Source organism: Escherichia sp. E2661, from assembly GCF_004745185.1.
GTDB lineage: Bacteria > Pseudomonadota > Gammaproteobacteria > Enterobacterales > Enterobacteriaceae > Escherichia.
Genome location: NZ_PDIG01000042.1, coordinates 110,928 through 130,726, shown reverse-complemented (window position 1 = coordinate 130,726; position 19,799 = coordinate 110,928). Strand labels below are relative to the sequence as shown.

The window sequence follows — 19,799 nt, the reverse complement described above, 5'->3', positions numbered from 1 at the left end:
GGCACAAATCTGTCAATTTTTACTGGAGCAGGCATTTTCAGTTATGATTGTGGGAATTATAAAAAGGAGAGGCCATGCGTTCGATTGCCAGACGTACCGCAGTGGGAGCTGCACTATTACTTGTAATGCCGGTAGCTGTATGGATTTCTGGCTGGCGTTGGCAACCAGGAGATCAAAGTTGGCTGTTAAAAGCGGCCTTTTGGGTCACTGAAACCGTTACTCAGCCCTGGGGCGTCATTACACATCTGATTTTATTCGCTTGGTTTCTCTGGTGTCTGCGTTTTCGCCTCAAAGCCGCAATTATGCTGTTTACCATTCTGGCTGCGGCGATCCTCATTGGACAAGGCGTGAAATCCTGGATAAAAGATAAAGTTCAGGAGCCGCGCCCCTTCGTGATATGGCTGGAAAAAACACATCATATTCCGGTTGAGGAGTTCTACACTTTAAAACGTGCGGAACGCGGAAGTTTAGTGAAAGAACAGTTGGCTGCAGAAAATAATATACCGGGCTATTTACGCTCTCACTGGCAGAAAGAGACGGGTTTTGCCTTTCCTTCCGGTCACACGATGTTTGCTGCCAGTTGGGCGCTGCTGGCCGTTGGGTTACTGTGGCCGCGTCGGCGAACGTTCACCATTGCACTCTTGCTGGTTTGGGCCACGGGAGTCATGGGAAGCCGCCTACTGCTCGGGATGCATTGGCCGCGTGATTTGGTGGTGGCTACATTGATTTCGTGGGCGCTGGTGGCGGTGGCAACCTGGCTTGCACAACGAATTTGTGGGCCATTAACACCACCTCCGGAAGAAAATCGTGAGATAGCGCAACGAGAAGAAGAAAGTTAACGCTGGTTGATTTTCTGATTTTCGCCCTTAAATCACCAACAATGCACGTAGTTGCCATTTCGCAGTCGGCGTGAAAATGGTACTTTAAAGGGCTATTGCGGTAAGTTGACCATAATTTATGCGCTCTAACCACATAACGGGAAGTAATGTGAAATATTTACTCATTTTCTTATTGGTGTTGGCGATTTTCGTGATTTCGGTCACGTTAGGTGCGCAGAACGATCAACAGGTGACGTTTAACTATCTGTTAGCGCAAGGGGAGTATCGTATCTCTACTTTGCTGGCGGTATTGTTTGCTGCGGGCTTTGCTATCGGTTGGTTAATTTGCGGACTGTTCTGGCTGCGAGTTCGTGTTTCTCTGGCGCGTGCTGAACGTAAAATAAAGCGACTGGAAAACCAGCTTTCACCCGCGACTGATGTGGCGGTAGCGCCGCATGCGTCAGTGGCGAAGGAATAACCTTCTATGCTGGAGTTGTTGTTTCTGCTTTTGCCTGTAGCCGCTGCCTATGGCTGGTATATGGGCCGCAGAAGTGCGCAACAAAACAAGCAAGATGAAGCCAATCGCCTGTCACGTGATTACGTGGCGGGGGTTAACTTTCTGCTTAGCAATCAACAAGATAAGGCGGTGGACCTGTTCCTCGATATGCTCAAAGAGGATACCGGCACCGTTGAAGCCCACCTTACGCTCGGAAACTTGTTCCGATCCCGTGGCGAAGTCGATCGCGCAATTCGCATCCACCAAACTTTAATGGAAAGCGCCTCGCTGACCTATGAACAGCGCCTGTTGGCAATTCAGCAACTGGGGCGTGATTACATGGCTGCCGGATTGTACGATCGTGCGGAAGATATGTTTAATCAATTGACTGATGAAACTGACTTCCGTGTTGGCGCTTTGCAACAACTCCTGCAAATCTACCAGGCCACCAGTGAATGGCAAAAGGCGATCGATGTCGCCGAACGTTTGGTTAAACTGGGTAAAGATAAACAGCGGGTCGAAATAGCTCATTTCTATTGTGAATTAGCTCTTCAATACATTGCCAGCGAAGATCTCGATCGTGCCATGACGTTGCTGAAAAAAGGGGCGGCGGCCGACAAAAACAGCGCGCGCGTATCCATCATGATGGGGCGTGTGTTTATGGCCAAAGGCGAGTACGGCAAAGCCGTCGAAAGCCTGCAACGCGTTATTTCTCAGGACAGAGAACTGGTCAGCGAAACGCTGGAAATGCTGCAAACCTGCTATCAGCAACTGGGTAAAACTGCCGAATGGGCGAGAGTTTCTCCAGCGAGCGGTGGAAGAAAATACGGGTGCTGATGCTGAACTGATGCTTGCAGACATCATTGAATCGCGTGACGGGAGCGATGCAGTTCAGGTTTATATTACGCGCCAGTTGCAACGTCACCCAACCATGCGCGTGTTCCACAAATTGATGGATTACCACCTCAATGAAGCGGAAGAAGGGCGTGCAAAAGAGAGCCTGATGGTGTTGCGCGATATGGTTGGTGAGAAGGTACGCAGTAAGCCGCGTTATCGCTGCCAGAAGTGTGGTTTTACCGCTTATACCCTCTACTGGCATTGTCCGTCCTGTCGGGCCTGGTCGACCATTAAACCAATTCGTGGTCTGGATGGCCTGTAGTTTTAAAAAAAATCGACTTTAGTTACAACATACTAATGGTTGTTATCAACAAATGTGCTTCGGTAACTCCTGCATGGAAAAGCCTGACAGGGGAGAAATCGCAACTGTTAATTTTTTATTTCCACGGGTAGAATGCACGCCGTTTACCTTTTTCGCGCCACTTCCGGTGCCCATCATCAAGAAGGTCTGGTCATGACGTTAACTGCTTCATCTTCTTCCCGCGCTGTTACGCGTTCTCCCGTCGTTGTTGCCCTTGATTATAATAATCGTGATGCTGCGCTGGCATTTGTCGACAAAATCGACCCACGCGATTGTCGTCTGAAAGTTGGCAAAGAGATGTTTACGCTGTTTGGGCCACAGTTTGTCCGTGAACTGCAAGAGCGTGGTTTTGATATCTTCCTTGACCTGAAATTTCACGACATTCCCAACACAGCAGCGCACGCCGTGGCCGCAGCGGCTGACTTAGGTGTGTGGATGGTGAATGTTCATGCCTCTGGCGGGGCGCGTATGATGACCGCAGCTCGTGAGGCGCTGGTTCCGTTTGGCAAAGACGCGCCGTTGTTAATAGCGGTAACTGTGCTGACTAGCATGGAATCAAGCGATCTGGCGGATCTCGGCGTGACACTGTCACCAGCGGATTATGCAGAGCGTCTGGCGGCGCTGACACAAAAATGTGGTCTTGATGGCGTGGTGTGTTCTGCCCAGGAAGCCGTTCGTTTTAAACAAGCGTTTGGTCAGGACTTCAAACTGGTTACGCCGGGTATTCGTCCGCAGGGGAGTGATGCTGGAGACCAGCGCCGTATTATGACGCCAGAACAGGCGCTGGCAGCTGGGGTTGATTATATGGTGATTGGTCGCCCGGTGACGCAATCTGCGGATCCAGCGCAAACGCTGAAAGCGATCAACGCCTCGTTACAGCGGAGTGCATAATGAGTGATTCCAACAGCCGTCTGGTCTATTCAACGGAGACTGGACGTATCGATGAACCGAAAGTAGCCCCTGTACGCCCTAAAGGTGATGGCGTTGTGCGTATTCAACGTCAAACCAGCGGTCGCAAAGGTAAGGGTGTTTGCCTGATTACTGGTGTTGATCTCGATGAAGCTGAACTGATAAAGCTAGCGGCAGAACTGAAGAAAAAATGCGGCTGCGGAGGGTCAGTAAAAGAAGGAATTATCGAAATTCAGGGAGATAAGCGTGATTTATTAAAATCAATGCTTGAAGCGAAAGGCATGAAGGTAAAACTCGCCGGCGGTTAACAAAAAAAGCCACGAAAATATTCGTGGCTTTCGTTTATTTTACTGTGTGTATTATTCAGTTATTTCGTACTGAACAGAGTTAAGCGTATTATAATTGCGAGTCGCTAATCGACATTTATTTACGATTATTTACCGACCTGGTGACCGATAATACCACCGACTGCTGCACCGCCTAACGTACCCAGCGTGCTGCCATCAGTCAGTACTGCGCCACCTAAAGCACCTGCACCCGCACCGATTGCGGTATTACGATCTCGTTTAGACCAGTTAGAACAGGCACTCAGAGACATAGCCAGCGTAATCGCCAGAACAGCCGCGGTCATTTTTTTGCTCGTTACAAACATAATACTCTCTCCTGAATTTATGATTCACGGAAGTAAGCTCTCTTTAACTATAATAGTTAAGACGCTTTCTGAAAAAGTTATTTTCCGTGAAATCCTCTCGCGCAGGGTTATATCACGCAGGTGACAGTCACTTCCTGTTATATCGCTAATGTTAAGTTTACAACTTTGAAGTTTTAAGGACAGGTAAATAGTCTTAATTAACAACCAGGAATCATCTTAGAGCGGATGATTTGCGAAAGTGCAAATCATCCGTAGAGGAGGGGAAATTAATTGTTGATGACGTGAACCGTCAGTCTATTATGCTCAAGATGCAACAGGTGGCTTGCAGGTATCTTCGAGTCGGTAATGACCCGTTTGATTTTCTCAACAGGGCCGATGGAGTAAGAATGTACGGCACCAAATTTTGAGCTGTCCGTCAGAACGATTGCTTCGCACTCTTTTTCCAACACGGCATTGACTACGTCGGTACGCATCATATCGCGTCCAGTAAATCCAGTTTCAGGTTGCCAGCCATCAATACCAATAAATGCCTTACTGAAATGAACCTGCTGGATACACTGACGTGTCAGAGGGCCAACCATGCTTTCGCTTTTTTTCTGGTACACGCCACCAAGTAGAATGACTTCACAGGGTGCGTCTTTCAACAAATGCGCAATGTAGCTGCTAACCGTAATGATGGTAACATCTTTCTTCTGTTCGCCTAACGTGCGAGCCAGAAGGGCATTGCTGCTGCCATTTTCAATAAAGATAGTTTCACCTGACTGAACCAGAGAAGCCGCAAACTCGGCAAGTTCACGCTTCAACGTATAATTACTCATCATCCGGGTTTCAACATCATCGCTATCAAGCGAAACTGCAAAACCATGCGCGCGGCGCAGATAACTCAGTTTTTCGAGGGTGTTGAGATCCTGGCGAATAGTAACTTCAGAAACACCAGTGGCTTTTGCCAGTTCGGTTACGCTAACCTGACCCTGGTCAATGACCATCTGTAGAATTGTTTGTTGTCGGGAATTCATCGCTGTAATTCTTATAACGTTATAATATTCAATAAAAAAGCTGACGCGCCTGGCATCCTTTTCTGCTAAATGGAAAGCCTGAAAGCACGACTGTTAAATCTCCCACGGTGCCTTCGGGATGTCTGGCGTAGATGCAGCAACCTGGCGCAAGAGTTCTGCTTTTAGTATCTCGAGATTATGGATCGCAGAGTGGTGATCGCCCGCCACAAGGATATCTAACACAATATCAATACGTTCGGCAACGCGCTGGGCATCAAATTCAGACATGAGGGCATCCTTATGGCAAATAAAGGCAAAAATGAATAATGCAAAAATTGCCACTAAAAGAGAAGCGTATAGTGGCAAAGGCCAATTTTCATTCGAGAAAATGATATGTGATAAGATTATATATCGCTAATTATATACATTCGTCTCTTTATGAGCGTTTCAGGTAACGTTTAAACCAACGTTCAAAGGCCACAGCAGGCATTGGTTTGGCAAACAAAAATCCTTGCCTCTCATTGATGCCGTTCTTGGTTAAAAAGGCATCTTCTTTTGTGCTTTCCACGCCTTCGGCGATGACTTGCAGATTCAATGCCTGTGCGACGGCGACAATCGCGCGCACTAATGACTGCGAGACAGGTTGTTTGTGAATATTACGGACAAAAGCCTGGTCAAGTTTAATCGCATCAATGGGAAAGCGGGCAAGTTGCGAAAGCGAAGAGTAGCCGGTGCCAAAATCATCCAAATGCACTTGCGCGCCTAACTGACTAAATTGCTGGATAACGGAGAGGGCGAGTTCATCATTTTCTATCAGACAGCTTTCAGTTAACTCGATATCAATAGGGCAGTATTCAAAATTCAGTTTTTGAAGAACCTGCTTCAGATCGGTAAAAAGAGTTTGATCGGCAAACTGGCGAGCAGAGATGTTCACCGCTACCCGCAGATTAATGCCTTTATCACGCCATTTCGCCACCTGACGCACCACATCGAGAATCACCCAACGTCCTAATGGAACAATTAGCCCAGACTCTTCTGCATAGGAAATAAAGTCTAACGGGGGAATGAGTCCGCGTTCAGGCGACTGCCAGCGCACCAACGCTTCCAGGCTTCGAACTTCACCGCGCCAGGTGATTTTCGGTTGATAATGAATAACTAACTGATCGTTTTCCAGCGCTTTACGCAGGTTGGTATCAAGCCAAAGATATTCGAAAACACGTTGGTTCATTTCTGGCGAAAAAACACAGAACTGTCCGCGCCCACCTTCTTTTGCGGTGTACATTGCGGTGTCGGCATGGCGAATAATGGCTGCGCTGTCCATACCATGTTGTGGCGAAAGTGAAATACCGACGGAACAGCCAGTATAGACTTCAATTAAACCAATGCGGAAGGGTTGGCGAAGCCGGGTTAAAATACGCGATGCCATCGCTTCCAGTGCGCTTTGTGATGTATTGGGTGCCAGTACCAGAAACTCATCCCCGCCAGGACGCGCCAGCACCTGATCCTGTTCAAGGCAGCTTAAAATGGCCAGTGACACCTCACGTAATAACTGGTCGCCAAATAAATGCCCGTAAGCGTCGTTTACCTTTTTAAAATTGTCTAAATCAAGATATACAACACCAACCTTACAGTCGTTAGCTTGATCAATGGCATGATCGATTAACGCCTGCATGGCGTTACGATTCGGTAGTCCAGTGATGCTGTCGGTATTTGCCAGTATGCGAAGTCGTTCCTGGGCGCGACGCTCTTCGGTAATATCGGTGCCGGAACAGATTAAATAGATCTCATTTTTGCCGCTACCGCTGTGCACAAATTTGTTGCGAAACAGAAATAGCCGTTGACCTTTGCGCGTTGGTATCCAGAGCTCAATTTCATAAGCATTACCGCTGCGAAAAAAGCCACGGTTATTGCGGCTGGATGCTGCAGCTTCACGACGGCTCATAAACAGCTTAAATACGCTTTGCCCAATGACATCGTGCTCTTTGAAACCTGTGTATTCTTCACATAATCGGTTAAACCGTTGGATATTTCCCCGGCTGTCAAGAATGACTATCGCGGAATGAGCTTCAGACACTACCTGTTCAGCAAAAGAAAGCCCATGCGATAAATCGCGGGCTACTGCAAGTGTGTCATGCCATGCAGACGCGTTGCCGCCCCATTCGCGCTTATTGATTTTTCGTCCAACCAGATGCACAGAAAGATCGCTCTCATTGACGGTCAGACTCATCATCAAGCTGGAAGTGATGACCGTCATTTCCCTGATGCGAGCAGCCTGTTCGGCAGATAACTGCAAAGTACGTTCAGGTTCTGTGGTTTCGGTGGTGGAAAAGCGCAAAACATCGCTGCTTTCCGATAAACGCCAGTATGGATTGTGCGATCCGAGAAAGTTGTACAACGTTGTGGACTCCCTAACTGTTTTCATGAAGCGTGTCTTCCGGTTAACAGCGGAGTTCGCGATTAAAAGAAAGGTCCAACATGAATTACATAAAATTAGCGACGGCTAAACGTATTGTTTTATTTATATATTTATTTGTAATCCAGTTTTGGAAAAACGCCAGTTTACAAACGAAAGTCTGTGAAAAAAATCTGGGGGGATAAAAATGAATGCGGAGACGAGTCAAGTAAACGGCCCATCCGTAATGAATGGGCCGCAAAAGAATATTACGCTACCGGACGAGCAATAATGCTGCGAGTTTCCATACGAACTTCGGCAATAGTGACGTCGATAACATCGGTTACCTTGTAAACCGTTTCACCTTTAATTTGCACGGTGCCATTTTCCTGACTGCAAACCAGTTCATCACGCACAGCGTGTAAGAAAGGCGCAGGAATAAAAGCGATAGCGCCGTTATCAACCAGACGCACGCGCATGCCGCCACGGCTGATATCGACAATTTCTGCCGCAAAACGGGTGTCGGTCCCGGCTTTGTCTTTCAGGAAGCGTGCGTATAACCAATCACCGACATCACGTTCCGCCATCCGGTTGAGACGACGACGCTCTGCCATTTGGACGGTGATTTCATCCTGCGGACGCGTCGCTGTTTCGCCTTTAATGATCGCTTTTAGCAGACGATGGTTGATCATATCGCCATATTTACGGATCGGTGAGGTCCAGGTGGCATACGCTTCCAGGCCGAGGCCAAAATGAGGGCCTGGTTCAATGCTGATTTCGGCAAAGGATTGGAAACGACGAATACGGCTGTCGAGGAAACCGGTCGGTTGCGCATCCAGTTCGCGACGCAGTTTGCAGAAACCATCCAGCGTGAGCACTTCTTCAGCATCGACATGCAGACCGTGCGTTTTTAGCAATGCTGCCAGCGCTTCAGCATTTGCCGGATCAAAGCCCATATGCACGTTATAGATGCCAAAACCGAGCTTATCGCGCAGTACGCGGGCCGCACAAATGTTAGCGGCGATCATCGCTTCTTCGACAATACGGTTGGCAATGCGACGAGGCTCGGCGACGATATCCAGCACTTCACCTTTTTCACCGAGAATAAAACGGTAATCCGGGCGATCTTTAAACACCAGTGCATGGTTATGGCGCCACTCGCTGCGACGCTGACAAATTTGCGCCAGGAGGCGAATTTGTTCGGCAATGGCCTCATTTTCTGGCTGCCAGTCGCCGGTGTTTTCCAGCCAGTCGGAAACCTGGTCATAAACCAGTTTCGCTTTGGACTCGATGGTTGCGGCAAAGAACTCGATATTGTCTTCAATGGTGCCATCTGCGGAGAGCGTCATCCGACACGCCAGTACCGGGCGAACTTCATTGGCGCGCAGTGAGCAGAGATCGTCGGAAAGCTCACGCGGCAGCATTGGGATGTTGAAACCTGGCAGATAGTTGGTGAATGCACGAACTTTTGCCGCTTTGTCCAGTTTACTACCTTCTGCAATCCACGCGGTTGGATCGGCAATCGCCACGATCAGTTGCAGTTTGTCATCCGGGAGCGCCTTCGCGAAGAGGGCGTCATCCATATCTTCCGTGCTGGCGCTATCGATGGTGACAAAATCCAGTGCAGTCAGATCTTCGCGCACCAGACCTTCGTCGAGCATTTCAGTAGCAACGCCGTTCGGCGCTTCTTTTTCCAGGTTATGACGCGCCAGAGTTACCCACCACGGCACGAAGTGATCGTCGCCAAAAGTGATGTACTGCGTGAGTTCTGCATAGAAAGAACGATCGCCTTTCAATGGATGACGGCGCATTTCGGCAACTGCCCAGTCGCCTTCTTTGAATTCATGTGTCAGGCCACGGGCTGCGCGGCAAGGAATGGCATCTTTCAATAATGGATGATCAGGGACAATGGCCAGACGGTCATTCTTGCCCTGAACTTTACCCACGAAGCGGGTTAGAAAAGGTTCAACCAGTTCTTCTGGTTCGGCAGATTCACGATCTTTTTCGCTGTGGATGACTGCGATAATTCTGTCGCCATGCATAACTTTTTTCATTTGCGGCGGCGGAATGAAATAATTTTTCTGTGCATCGACTTCCAGGAAGCCAAAGCCTTTTTCAGTGGCTTTTACCACCCCTTCAGCGCGGGGCGTCTGGGAATGCAGTTGCTGTTTAAGCTGCGCTAGCAGCGGGTTGTCCTGAAACATAATTGTCTATTTTGGTGGCCATTAGAGCGGCTGACAGTTTTACGCGATTCTGTCTGACGCAGCAAGGTTAATATGTTTCACCCAACGCGATTTTTAAGCGATTGATCCAGCCACAAAGCCCGCTCCATACCAACAAATTAATAACCTGCGTTGATGATATTTCGTGTTCGAGTAATGGGCTGAACTGGGCGGCGCTAAAGCGATCGGGTGCTCGGGTCAGCCATTGTATCGCCTGAACGGTAGCGCGCTCAACACAATGGCTATCAGCCCACCGATTAATTTCATTTTCGCCCTGACGTAGAATGAGGATTGCCTCTTTATATTCTGCTGTTGAATATGTTTGGCTAGCGAAGCAAGCGGCGCTGCCATTAATCCGCGCGGTTAACAACGTCGCAAGTTGATGGTTGGTTTTGGCGCTAACCAATGTGCTGGCGAATAGCTCCTCAAGGCGTGAAAGTAGAGCTGGGTGAAGATTGAGTATTTCGGTCAGTTGGCTGAGTTCAACCGACGAACTATTCACCGCATCTTCACATGATTTTTCTACGGCGTAGCAGGTACGCCAGCGAGTTGATTCATTCGCAAACAGTGATGCATCGGCGTAGTTTTGCATCTCCAGACCGGGTTGCCAACGAACGGGTTGCTCGAGATAAGCCTGCAATGTGGCAATCACTCGCGCCTGAAAACCGACAAAGCCAATAATTTGGTTAATGAACACACAGTCCCAGGCGGTAAGGCCGACATCTTTAAGATGTTCACGGGACCGACCGTCGATAATAGATGGAGAGAAGGCCAGTTGGCGGGCATATTGTGTGATTTGCGCCAGCCGATGATTACTTTCTCTGGAGGAATCCGGTCCGGGAAGTGGTGTCAGGCGCGCGGAATAGTAGTTGCACAACCGCTGGACGCCGCAGACCTGGGCAACCGTCAGGGCTGTAGACAGGCGTTCATAAGCGGTGAATGTCTGCAAGCGGGTCACGGCCAGCTGATCCGGGAACAACGCTCCGGCGAGTGCACGTGCGGGTGCCAGCCATGACTGAAAAGGGGCCAGCGTTTGTTCCTCAAGAATCACGTCGAGCAAAAAAGGGTCGTTGACCTTTGCGGCTTCGGGTACAAGTGGCAGAACGTTATGCTCTGAAGTGCTGGATTGGATTTCATGATACCAGTGGCTTTTGCCGGAACTATGGCGTTGCTCCATGGGCGCTCCTTGGTCATAACGGAAATCGTTATCCTGACGCAAGGCGGGAAGGGGAGAAAGACGGATCGGCGATAACAAATATCAGAAAGGTATAACAGAGAAAATGGGCGGCAGAACGCCGCCCATCTTGACCAACAGAACGATTATTTCAGTTCCAGTTCGTTCATTGCAGCGATGCTGAAACCGCCGTCAACGTGGACCACTTCACCGGAGATACCGGCAGAGAGATCGGAGCACAGGAACGCTGCGGAGTTACCCACATCCTCGATGGTAACGGTACGACGAATCGGCGTAACGGCTTCGCAGTGCGCCAGCATTTTACGGAAGTCTTTGATGCCGGAAGCGGCCAGCGTACGGATCGGACCTGCGGAAATGGCGTTAACACGCACACCTTCCGGCCCCATTGCGTTGGCCATATAGCGCACGTTAGCTTCCAGAGACGCTTTAGCCAGACCCATAACGTTGTAGTTCGGGATAGCGCGCTCAGCGCCCAGGTAGGAAAGGGTCAGCAGAGCAGAGCCCGGATTCAGCATGGAGCGGCAAGCTTTTGCCATTGCAACGAAGCTGTAGGAGCTAATGTCGTGGGCAATTTTGAAGCCTTCACGCGTTACGGCGTTAACATAGTCGCCATCCAGCTGATCGCCAGGTGCAAAACCAATAGAGTGTACGAAACCGTCAAATTTCGGCCAAACTTTACCCAGTTCAGCGAACATGGTGTCGATGCTGGCATCTTCGGCAACATCGCACTGCAGAACGATGTCAGAACCTAATTGAGCGGCAAATTCTTCTACGCGGCCTTTCAGTTTGTCGTTCTGGTAGGTGAATGCCAGTTCAGCTCCTTCGCGGTGCATCGCCTGAGCGATACCGTAGGCGATGGACAGTTTGCTGGCAACACCGGTTACCAGAATGCGCTTACCGGAAAGAAAACCCATAGCTTTAATCCTTATTGTTGATGCTTGTTGTGCCTGAAAATCAGGCGATTCGTCGTTTTAGTAAACAGTACGAACAGATAAACGGTTATTATAATCAACCTGGCTGTGGGTGGCTATAGTTGCGCTTTCTGTACCGGAGAGAATCAGCAGTCCAGAGCATTTTGCGACGCCTGCAAGGGGCAGGTTGTGGAAATATCTTATAGCGTCTGGCTTTAAAACTATTCGTATTACTTCCGGTAAGTTTGATGATAAAACAGACGCGGATTTATCAGGTCCGGCGTTTGTTGTGTCATCGGCGATTAATAATCTGGCGCCAATCAGTCGCTGTCTTATCTCTGACAAATAGCCTCCAATTTAATATTGTCAACTATCTTCACAGAATCTCCACAATCTCTTCATTATCAGAATATACACCATGAATAAGATAAAAATACTTTCCCTCACTTTGGAGAAATGTATAATTGGCAAAAATGAGAACGATCGTTCTCACTAAGTGGAAGGACAGGAGACAGAAATGACCAGCAAGCTGGAGATACGTCACAAACAGCGTCAGGATGAAATCATCAACGCCGCCCGTCGGTGTTTTCGTCGCCACGGGTTTCATGCCGCCAGTATGTCGCAAATTGCCAGCGAAGCTCAACTTAGCGTGGGTCAGATATATCGTTACTTCGCCAATAAAGACGCCATTATTGAAGAGATGGTTCGCCGTATCATCGACTTTCGTATTGCCCAGATGGACATTGACGCGCGTACCGATCACTTCCCGGAAGTTCTTGCTTTGCGGAAATCCTTAAATGAGGACGACGACGCGTTGATGCTGGAAGTGGCTGCAGAAGCCACACGCAACCCACGGGTGATGGCGATGCTCGAGGAAGCTGACGCCAGAATGTTCGCTAACGGTTGTGCGCATATGAAAAGAATGCATCCCCATCTTAGCGATGAGCACATTCGTTGCTGCGTTGAAGTGCTTGCCACCATGATGGAAGGTACGGTTTATCGTCGCTTAACACCGCAAAAAAGCGATCCCCAACGTCTGCAAAAAATATATCAGGACATTGTTAGCATGTTGATAAATTAATAAGAAAAGAATTAACCGATAGTGGGGGATATTAATCCCCCTTATTTCATTGCGAAATTCATTTCGCGATGCGGGTCGTTATATCTGAATATCCCTGGCATATCCTCATTGATTTTAATGAGGAGGGTATTGTTCACCCTGGAGAAAATAATGAAGTATATAGCAACGTCTGTAGTGGCAATGCTGCTTTTATCTGGTTGTGATAATACGCAAAATAACAATTCATCCCCGTCGGAAACAGAAGTGGGCGTTGTTACGCTCAAATCTCAACCGGTTTCGGTAGTCAGTGAATTAACCGGACGCACCAGTGCGGCACTCAGTGCTGAAGTACGTCCGCAGGTTGGGGGAATTATCCAGAAACGCCTATTTACTGAAGGCGATTTGGTTAAGGCCGGACAACCATTGTACCAAATTGATGCGGCCAGTTATCGGGCGGCATGGAATGAAGCCCGGGCAGCATTACAACAGGCACAGGCACTGGTAAAAGCCGATTGCCAGAAAGCGCAGCGTTATGCCCGACTGGTGAAAGATAACGGTGTCTCACAACAGGATGCTGATGATGCTCAGTCTACCTGCGCACAAGATAAAGCCAGTGTTGAAGCGAAAAAAGCCGCACTGGAAACCGCGCGCATTAATCTTGACTGGACCACGGTAACCGCGCCGATTTCGGGGCGTATTGGCATTTCGTCGGTGACCCCTGGCGCACTGGTGACCGCGTCGCAGGATACGGCGTTAACGACTATTCGTGGTCTGGATACAATGTATGTCGACCTCACTCGCTCCAGTGTCGATTTATTACGTCTGCGTAAACAGTCACTGGCGACCAACAGTGACACCATGAGCGTCTCACTTATTCTGGAAGATGGCACAACCTACAGCGAAAAAGGGCGTCTGGAACTCACCGAAGTCGCTGTGGATGAGTCTACCGGCTCGGTGACATTACGGGCGATTTTCCCCAATCCACAACAACAGTTATTACCAGGCATGTTTGTTCGCGCTCGTGTCGATGAAGGCGTGATGGAAGACGCTATTCTCGCGCCTCAACAGGGCGTCACGCGCGATGCTAAAGGCAATGCAACTGCGCTGGTGGTGAATAAAGACAATAAAGTAGAGCAGCGAACGCTCGAAACGGGAGAAACGTATGGTGATAAATGGCTGGTGCTGAACGGCCTGCATAACGGCGACCGACTGATTGTTGAAGGTTCTGCAAAAGTCACTTCAGGGCAGACGGTCAAGGCTGTTGAAGTTCAGGCTAATGGAGGCAACGCCTGATGTTTTCGCGCTTTTTTGTTCGTCGTCCGGTCTTTGCCTGGGTTATCGCCATTTTGATTATGTTGGCGGGTATTCTGGCCATTCGCACATTACCCGTCGCGCAATATCCTGACGTTGCGCCGCCGACCATAAAAATTTCAGCCACTTATACCGGTGCTTCAGCCGAAACGCTGGAGAACAGTGTGACCCAGGTTATCGAACAGCAACTCACCGGGCTGGATAATTTGCTCTATTTCAGCTCAACCAGCAGCTCTGATGGTTCGGTCAGTATTAATGTGACCTTTGAACAAGGTACCGATCCCGACACTGCACAGGTTCAGGTGCAGAATAAAATTCAGCAGGCTGAGTCACGCTTACCGAGTGAAGTGCAGCAAACGGGCGTCACAGTGGAAAAATCACAAAGCAACTTTTTGCTGATTGCTGCCGTGTATGACACCACTGACAAAGCCTCCAGTTCGGATATCGCCGACTGGTTGGTCAGTAACGTTCAGGACCCGCTGGCGCGCGTTGAAGGTGTGGGGAGTCTGCAAGTTTTTGGAGCTGAATATGCTATGCGCATTTGGCTTGACCCGGCCAAACTGGCGTCTTACTCGCTGATGCCTTCAGACGTGCAAAGTGCTATCGAAGCGCAAAACGTGCAGGTTACTGCCGGGAAAATTGGGGCATTGCCCTCGCCGAATACTCAGCAACTGACGGCGACAGTACGTGCGCAGTCTCGTTTGCAGACGGTGGATCAGTTCAAAAATATTATCGTGAAAAGCCAGTCAGACGGCGCAGTTGTTCGCATAAAAGATGTGGCTCGCGTCGAGATGGGCAGTGAAGATTATACCGCGATCGGCAAACTTAACGGTCACCCGTCTGCCGGGGTTGCTGTAATGCTTTCGCCCGGTGCGAATGCGCTGAATACGGCGACGCTGGTCAAGGATAAAATTGCAGAGTTTCAGCGGAACATGCCGCAGGGATACGACATCGCATACCCGAAAGACAGCACTGAATTTATTAAAATCTCCGTAGAGGACGTAATTCAGACACTGTTTGAAGCCATCGTACTGGTGGTTTGCGTGATGTATTTATTCCTGCAAAACCTGCGTGCCACACTGATTCCGGCGTTAGCTGTCCCCGTCGTTTTGCTGGGCACATTCGGCGTTCTTGCGTTGTTTGGTTATTCGATTAATACCCTGACGTTGTTTGCAATGGTGCTGGCGATCGGCTTGTTGGTGGACGATGCCATTGTGGTGGTGGAGAACGTCGAACGCATTATGCGTGACGAAGGGTTGCCCGCGCGTGAAGCCACGGAAAAATCAATGGGCGAGATTTCTGGCGCACTGGTTGCTATTGCGCTGGTGTTGTCAGCCGTATTCCTGCCGATGGCCTTCTTTGGGGGATCTACGGGAGTAATTTATCGTCAGTTTTCGATAACCATTATCTCCGCAATGCTGCTTTCCGTGGTGGTGGCATTGACCTTGACTCCCGCGCTGTGCGGTTCCGTCCTTCAGCATGTTCCGCCGCATAAAAAAGGCTTTTTCGGCGCATTTAACCGCTTTTACCGCCGTACTGAAGATAAATATCAGCGAGGCGTAATTTATGTCCTGCGCCGTGCTGCCCGAACGATGGGTGTTTATGTCGTGCTGGGTGGCGGAATGGCCCTGATGATGTGGAAACTGCCGGGCAGTTTCTTACCCACTGAAGACCAGGGCGAAATCATGGTGCAGTACACGCTGCCAGCTGGGGCGACCGCGGCTCGTACAGCAGAAGTGAATCGCAAGATTGTTGACTGGTTCCTGGTAAACGAAAAAGCAAATACCGATGTCATCTTTACCGTTGATGGTTTCAGTTTTAGCGGCAGCGGACAGAATACCGGGATGGCGTTTGTCTCGTTGAAAAACTGGTCACAACGTAAAGGGGCAGAAAATACCGCCCAGGCTATCGCCTTACGGGCAACCAAAGAGTTGGGGGCAATTCGTGATGCAACGGTATTTGCCATGACGCCGCCTGCAGTTGATGGTCTGGGGCATAGCAATGGCTTTACGTTTGAATTAATGGCAAGTGGTGCGACTGACCGCGAAACCTTGCTTAAAATGCGTAATCAGTTGATTGAGCAGGCTAATCAAAGCCCTGAGCTGATTTCTGTACGTGCCAATGACCTGCCGCAAATGCCGCAATTGCAGGTAGATATCGATAACAATAAAGCCGTATCGCTGGGGTTGAGCTTAAGTGATGTCACCGACACGCTGGCAAGCGCGTGGGGCGGTACTTATGTGAATGACTTTATTGACCGTGGTCGTGTGAAGAAAGTCTACATTCAGGGCGACAGTGAATTTCGTTCTGCGCCGTCAGATTTAGGAAAATGGTTTGTGCGCGGTAGCGATAACGCCATGACACCGTTCTCTGCTTTTGCCACTACGCGTTGGATCTATGGCCCGGAAAAACTGGTGCGCTACAACGGTTCTGCGGCCTATGAAATTCAGGGCGAAAACGCGACTGGCTTTAGTTCCGGCGATGCAATGACAAAAATGGAGGAACTGGCAAACAGTCTTCCTGCGGGAACGACCTGGGCCTGGAGTGGTTTGTCATTGCAGGAGAAACTGGCCAGTGGTCAGGCATTAAGTCTGTACGCAGTCTCTATTCTGGTGGTTTTCCTCTGTCTTGCAGCCCTGTACGAAAGCTGGTCAGTTCCGTTCTCGGTCATTCTGGTGATCCCACTGGGGCTTCTTGGCGCGGCGCTGGCGGCCTGGATGCGTGATTTAAACAACGATGTTTACTTCCAGGTGGCGCTATTAACCACTATCGGCTTGTCGTCGAAAAACGCCATTCTGATTGTGGAATTTGCTGAAGCGGCAGTTGCTGAGGGCCATTCCCTGAGTCGGGCGGCATTACGCGCGGCGCAGACTCGTTTACGCCCAATCATCATGACCTCGCTGGCGTTTATTGCGGGGGTAATGCCGCTGGCGATGGCGACCGGCGCAGGTGCGAACAGCCGTATCGCCATTGGTACGGGCATTATTGGCGGTACGCTGACCGCTACGTTGCTGGCTATTTTCTTTGTTCCTCTGTTTTTTGTACTGGTGAAACGTTTGTTTGCCGGTAAACCGCGCCGTCAGGAGTAAGTTATGTTGCGTCGTTCTCTTATTTTTCTGGTGCTGTTGAGTGCGGGATGTGTCTCGCTCGATCCTCACTACAGCACGCCTGAATCCCCAATCCCGGCGACCTTGCCGGGAGCACAGGGCCAGGGAAAGGCAATCAGCCATGACTGGCAGCAGGTGATCCACGATCCCCGATTGCAGCAGGTGGTGACCATTGCTCTGAACAGTAACCGCGATGTGCAAAAAGCGATAGCTGATATTGACTCCGCACGGGCGCTCTATGGGCAAACTAATGCGTCGTTATTCCCGACGGTGAATGCGGCCTTAAGTTCGACCCGCAGTCGTTCGCTGACGAATGGTACGGGAACCACTGCCGAGGCTGACGGCACGGTGTCCAGTTTTACGTTAGATCTGTTTGGTCGTAATCAGAGTTTATCTCGGGCGGCGCGGGAAACCTGGCTTGCCAGTGAATTTACAGCCCAGAACACCCGTTTAACGCTGATTGCTGAAATCAGCACCGCCTGGCTGACCCTGGCGGCTGATAACAGCAATCTGGCCCTGGCAAAAGAAACGATGGCCAGTGCAGAAAACTCATTGAAAATTATCCAGCGCCAGCAACAGGTTGGCACGGCGGCAGCGACAGATGTCAGTGAGGCGATGAGTGTTTATCAGCAAGCGCGCGCCAGCGTTGCCAGCTATCAGACACAAGTGATGCAGGATAAAAATGCACTGAACTTACTGGCAGGTACAACGCTTGCGGAAAATCTGCTACCGGGAACACTGGAAAGCCTGCCGGAACAGATGATAAGCCTGGTTCCTGCGGGAGTGTCATCTGACGTTCTGCTGCGTCGCCCGGATATCCAGGAAGCGGAACATAATCTGAAGAGCGCCAATGCCGATATTGGCGCCGCGCGGGCTAACTTTTTCCCGACGATTTCGCTGACTGCCAGCGCTGGTGTTGGCAGTGACGCATTGTCATCGCTGTTCAGCCACGGAATGCAGGTCTGGTCATTTGCGCCATCGGTCACATTACCGCTGTTCACCGGCGGTAGTAATCTGGCGCAGCTTCGTTACGCAGAAGCACAAAAGCGCGGGCTCATTGCCACCTATGAGAAAACCGTTCAGAGCGCATTTAAAGATGTCGCTAACGCACTGGCGCGGCGGACCACGCTTGAAGAGCAACTGGATGCACAGCGCCAGTATGTTAAAGCTGAACAACAAACGGTCGATGTTGGCTTGCGTCGCTATCAGGCGGGTGTTGGTGATTACCTGACCGTGTTGACGGCACAGCGCAGCTTGTGGAGCGCACAGCAGGAGCTGCTGGCATTGCAACTGACTGATTTTACGAACCGGATCACGATCTGGCAGTCGCTGGGCGGCGGCATGTCATCACTCAAGTAAGGAATAGTATGGCTAGAGTCTCTCTTTCATGGGCGTTGATTCTTGGTCTTTTAGCCGGTATCGGCCCGATGTGTACCGATCTTTATTTGCCGGCATTGCCGGAGATGTCTGAGCAACTGGCGGCAACCACGACCATAACGCAATTAACGCTGACTGCATCACTGATCGGTCTTGGCGTCGGACAACTGTTATTTGGCCCTCTGAGCGACAAAATAGGGCGTAAACGTCCGTTAATCTTGTCGTTGCTATTATTTATTGTTTCTTCCATTTTGTGCGCGACAACGAACAATATTTACTGGCTGGTGGTCTGGCGTTTTATTCAAGGGATCGCGGGGGCAGGTGGTTCGGTGCTCTCTCGTTCTATTGCTCGTGACAAATATCAGGGAGTAACGCTGACCCAGTTCTTTGCGCTGTTAATGACGGTGAATGGCCTGGCACCGGTGTTGTCGCCAGTGCTGGGCGGTTATATTGTCAGCACGTTTGACTGGCGCACTTTATTCTGGGTGATGGCTGAAATTAGCACCGTACTGTTGCTGGGCTGCCTGTTATTTATCAATGAGACATTGCCAGAAAATAAAAGGGGCTCTTCATTGCTATTAACCGGACGAAGCGTGGTGCAGAACCGCCGTTTTACGCGCCTTTGCCTGATTCAAAGTTTTATGCTGGCAGGCTTGTTTGCGTACATCGGCTCTTCGTCGTTCGTGTTGCAGAAGGAATTTGGCTTTAGTCCAATGCAATTTAGCCTGGTGTTTGGCCTTAACGGCATCGGACTTATCATCGCTTCATGGATCTTCTCGCGCCTGGCGCGACGAGTTAACGCGATTATATTGCTGAGAGGTGGCCTGATAGCGGCAATTTTGTGTGCATTGCTCACGGTCTTATGCGCATGGATACAATTGCCCATTCCGGCACTGGTGGCATTATTTTTCACCATCGCATTTTGTAGCGGCATCGGCACTGTTGGCGGGGCAGAGGCTATGAGTGCAGTAGGGACGCAAGAATCTGGAACGGCGTCTGCGTTGATGGGGATGAGCATGTTTGTCTTCGGCGGTATAGCCGCACCATTGTCGGGGCTTGGCGGAGAAACACTGTTAAAAATGAGCCTGGCAATTATGGTGTGTTATACGCTGGCATTGCTGGTTGCTCTCACCAGAATCGACAATCAAAAGTAATG

17 protein-coding genes and 1 pseudogene are annotated in these 19,799 nt (G+C 49.9%); 11 read left to right on the top strand and 7 right to left on the bottom strand.

Annotation, left to right across the window (positions count from 1 at the left end; all coding sequences use genetic code 11):
• Positions 1 to 74: 74 nt before the first annotated feature.
• From pgpB to yciH, 5 genes and pseudogenes are all read left to right on the top strand, one after another.
• Positions 75 to 839 carry a phosphatidylglycerophosphatase B gene (pgpB, locus tag CRI63_RS23080; RefSeq protein WP_130222773.1) on the top strand — a complete coding sequence of 255 codons (765 nt, stop codon included), beginning with the start codon at positions 75 to 77 and terminating at the stop codon, positions 837 to 839.
• Positions 840 to 987: 148 nt separating this feature from the next.
• Positions 988 to 1,296: a lipopolysaccharide assembly protein LapA gene (gene lapA, locus CRI63_RS23075; protein WP_130208843.1), complete on the top strand. Its 309-nt coding sequence runs from the start codon at positions 988 to 990 to the stop codon at positions 1,294 to 1,296.
• A gap of 6 nt (positions 1,297 to 1,302) precedes the next feature.
• A pseudogene (lapB, locus tag CRI63_RS23070) lies at positions 1,303 to 2,473 on the top strand (lipopolysaccharide assembly protein LapB).
• 192 nt (positions 2,474 to 2,665) lie between these two features.
• Complete coding sequence (pyrF, locus tag CRI63_RS23065; RefSeq protein ID WP_130208839.1) at positions 2,666 to 3,403, top strand: orotidine-5'-phosphate decarboxylase; 738 nt, start codon at positions 2,666 to 2,668, stop codon at positions 3,401 to 3,403.
• The gene (gene yciH / locus CRI63_RS23060) at positions 3,403 to 3,729 is read left to right on the top strand and encodes a stress response translation initiation inhibitor YciH (RefSeq protein WP_064527234.1); all 327 of its coding nucleotides are present in this window, start codon (positions 3,403 to 3,405) and stop codon (positions 3,727 to 3,729) included. Before pyrF ends, yciH begins: the two co-directional genes overlap by 1 nt.
• Positions 3,730 to 3,854: 125 nt before the next feature.
• Here yciH and osmB read toward each other — a convergent pair whose 3' ends face one another.
• From osmB to pdeR, 4 genes are all read right to left on the bottom strand, one after another.
• On the bottom strand, positions 3,855 to 4,073 hold the full coding sequence (gene osmB / locus CRI63_RS23055) for an osmotically-inducible lipoprotein OsmB (protein WP_000498252.1): 219 nt from the start codon (positions 4,071 to 4,073) through the stop codon (positions 3,855 to 3,857).
• Positions 4,074 to 4,339: 266 nt separating this feature from the next.
• Positions 4,340 to 5,089: a DNA-binding transcriptional regulator YciT gene (locus CRI63_RS23050; protein WP_130216058.1), complete on the bottom strand. Its 750-nt coding sequence runs from the start codon at positions 5,087 to 5,089 to the stop codon at positions 4,340 to 4,342.
• A gap of 93 nt (positions 5,090 to 5,182) precedes the next feature.
• The gene (gene yciZ / locus CRI63_RS23045; RefSeq protein ID WP_130208833.1) at positions 5,183 to 5,356 is read right to left on the bottom strand and encodes a protein YciZ; all 174 of its coding nucleotides are present in this window, start codon (positions 5,354 to 5,356) and stop codon (positions 5,183 to 5,185) included.
• Positions 5,357 to 5,504: 148 nt separating this feature from the next.
• Entirely contained in the window at positions 5,505 to 7,490 is a 1,986-nt protein-coding gene (gene pdeR / locus CRI63_RS23040; protein WP_130222767.1) for a cyclic di-GMP phosphodiesterase, read from the bottom strand.
• 53 nt (positions 7,491 to 7,543) lie between these two features.
• On the opposite strand from pdeR, the gene CRI63_RS23035 reads away from it, so the two are divergent.
• The gene (locus CRI63_RS23035) at positions 7,544 to 7,666 is read left to right on the top strand and encodes a hypothetical protein (protein WP_130208829.1); all 123 of its coding nucleotides are present in this window, start codon (positions 7,544 to 7,546) and stop codon (positions 7,664 to 7,666) included.
• 63 nt (positions 7,667 to 7,729) lie between these two features.
• Here CRI63_RS23035 and CRI63_RS23030 read toward each other — a convergent pair whose 3' ends face one another.
• The 3 genes from CRI63_RS23030 to fabI form a co-directional block, all read right to left on the bottom strand.
• Complete coding sequence (locus CRI63_RS23030) at positions 7,730 to 9,664, bottom strand: exoribonuclease II (protein ID WP_135520922.1); 1,935 nt, start codon at positions 9,662 to 9,664, stop codon at positions 7,730 to 7,732.
• Positions 9,665 to 9,731: 67 nt separating this feature from the next.
• Positions 9,732 to 10,859 (bottom strand): CMD domain-containing protein, encoded by a 1,128-nt coding sequence (locus tag CRI63_RS23025; RefSeq protein ID WP_135520920.1) that lies wholly within the window; start codon positions 10,857 to 10,859, stop codon positions 9,732 to 9,734.
• 143 nt (positions 10,860 to 11,002) lie between these two features.
• The gene (fabI, locus tag CRI63_RS23020) at positions 11,003 to 11,791 is read right to left on the bottom strand and encodes an enoyl-ACP reductase FabI (RefSeq protein ID WP_000506490.1); all 789 of its coding nucleotides are present in this window, start codon (positions 11,789 to 11,791) and stop codon (positions 11,003 to 11,005) included.
• A gap of 514 nt (positions 11,792 to 12,305) precedes the next feature.
• Between fabI and CRI63_RS23010 the strand changes: the two genes are divergently transcribed.
• The 5 genes from CRI63_RS23010 to CRI63_RS22990 all read left to right on the top strand — a co-directional run bounded on the left by CRI63_RS23010 (position 12,306) and on the right by CRI63_RS22990 (position 19,797).
• On the top strand, positions 12,306 to 12,869 hold the full coding sequence (locus tag CRI63_RS23010; protein ID WP_130216068.1) for a TetR/AcrR family transcriptional regulator: 564 nt from the start codon (positions 12,306 to 12,308) through the stop codon (positions 12,867 to 12,869).
• A gap of 150 nt (positions 12,870 to 13,019) precedes the next feature.
• Entirely contained in the window at positions 13,020 to 14,141 is a 1,122-nt protein-coding gene (locus tag CRI63_RS23005; RefSeq protein WP_135491190.1) for an efflux RND transporter periplasmic adaptor subunit, read from the top strand.
• Positions 14,141 to 17,248 carry an efflux RND transporter permease subunit gene (locus tag CRI63_RS23000; RefSeq protein WP_165383546.1) on the top strand — a complete coding sequence of 1,036 codons (3,108 nt, stop codon included), beginning with the start codon at positions 14,141 to 14,143 and terminating at the stop codon, positions 17,246 to 17,248. Before CRI63_RS23005 ends, CRI63_RS23000 begins: the two co-directional genes overlap by 1 nt.
• A gap of 3 nt (positions 17,249 to 17,251) precedes the next feature.
• Positions 17,252 to 18,625 (top strand): TolC family protein, encoded by a 1,374-nt coding sequence (locus CRI63_RS22995; protein ID WP_130222755.1) that lies wholly within the window; start codon positions 17,252 to 17,254, stop codon positions 18,623 to 18,625.
• An 8-nt stretch (positions 18,626 to 18,633) separates the two neighbouring features.
• A complete protein-coding gene (locus CRI63_RS22990; RefSeq protein WP_135520915.1) occupies positions 18,634 to 19,797 on the top strand; it encodes a multidrug effflux MFS transporter in 1,164 nt (387 codons plus the stop codon).
• Positions 19,798 to 19,799: the final 2 nt, after the last annotated feature.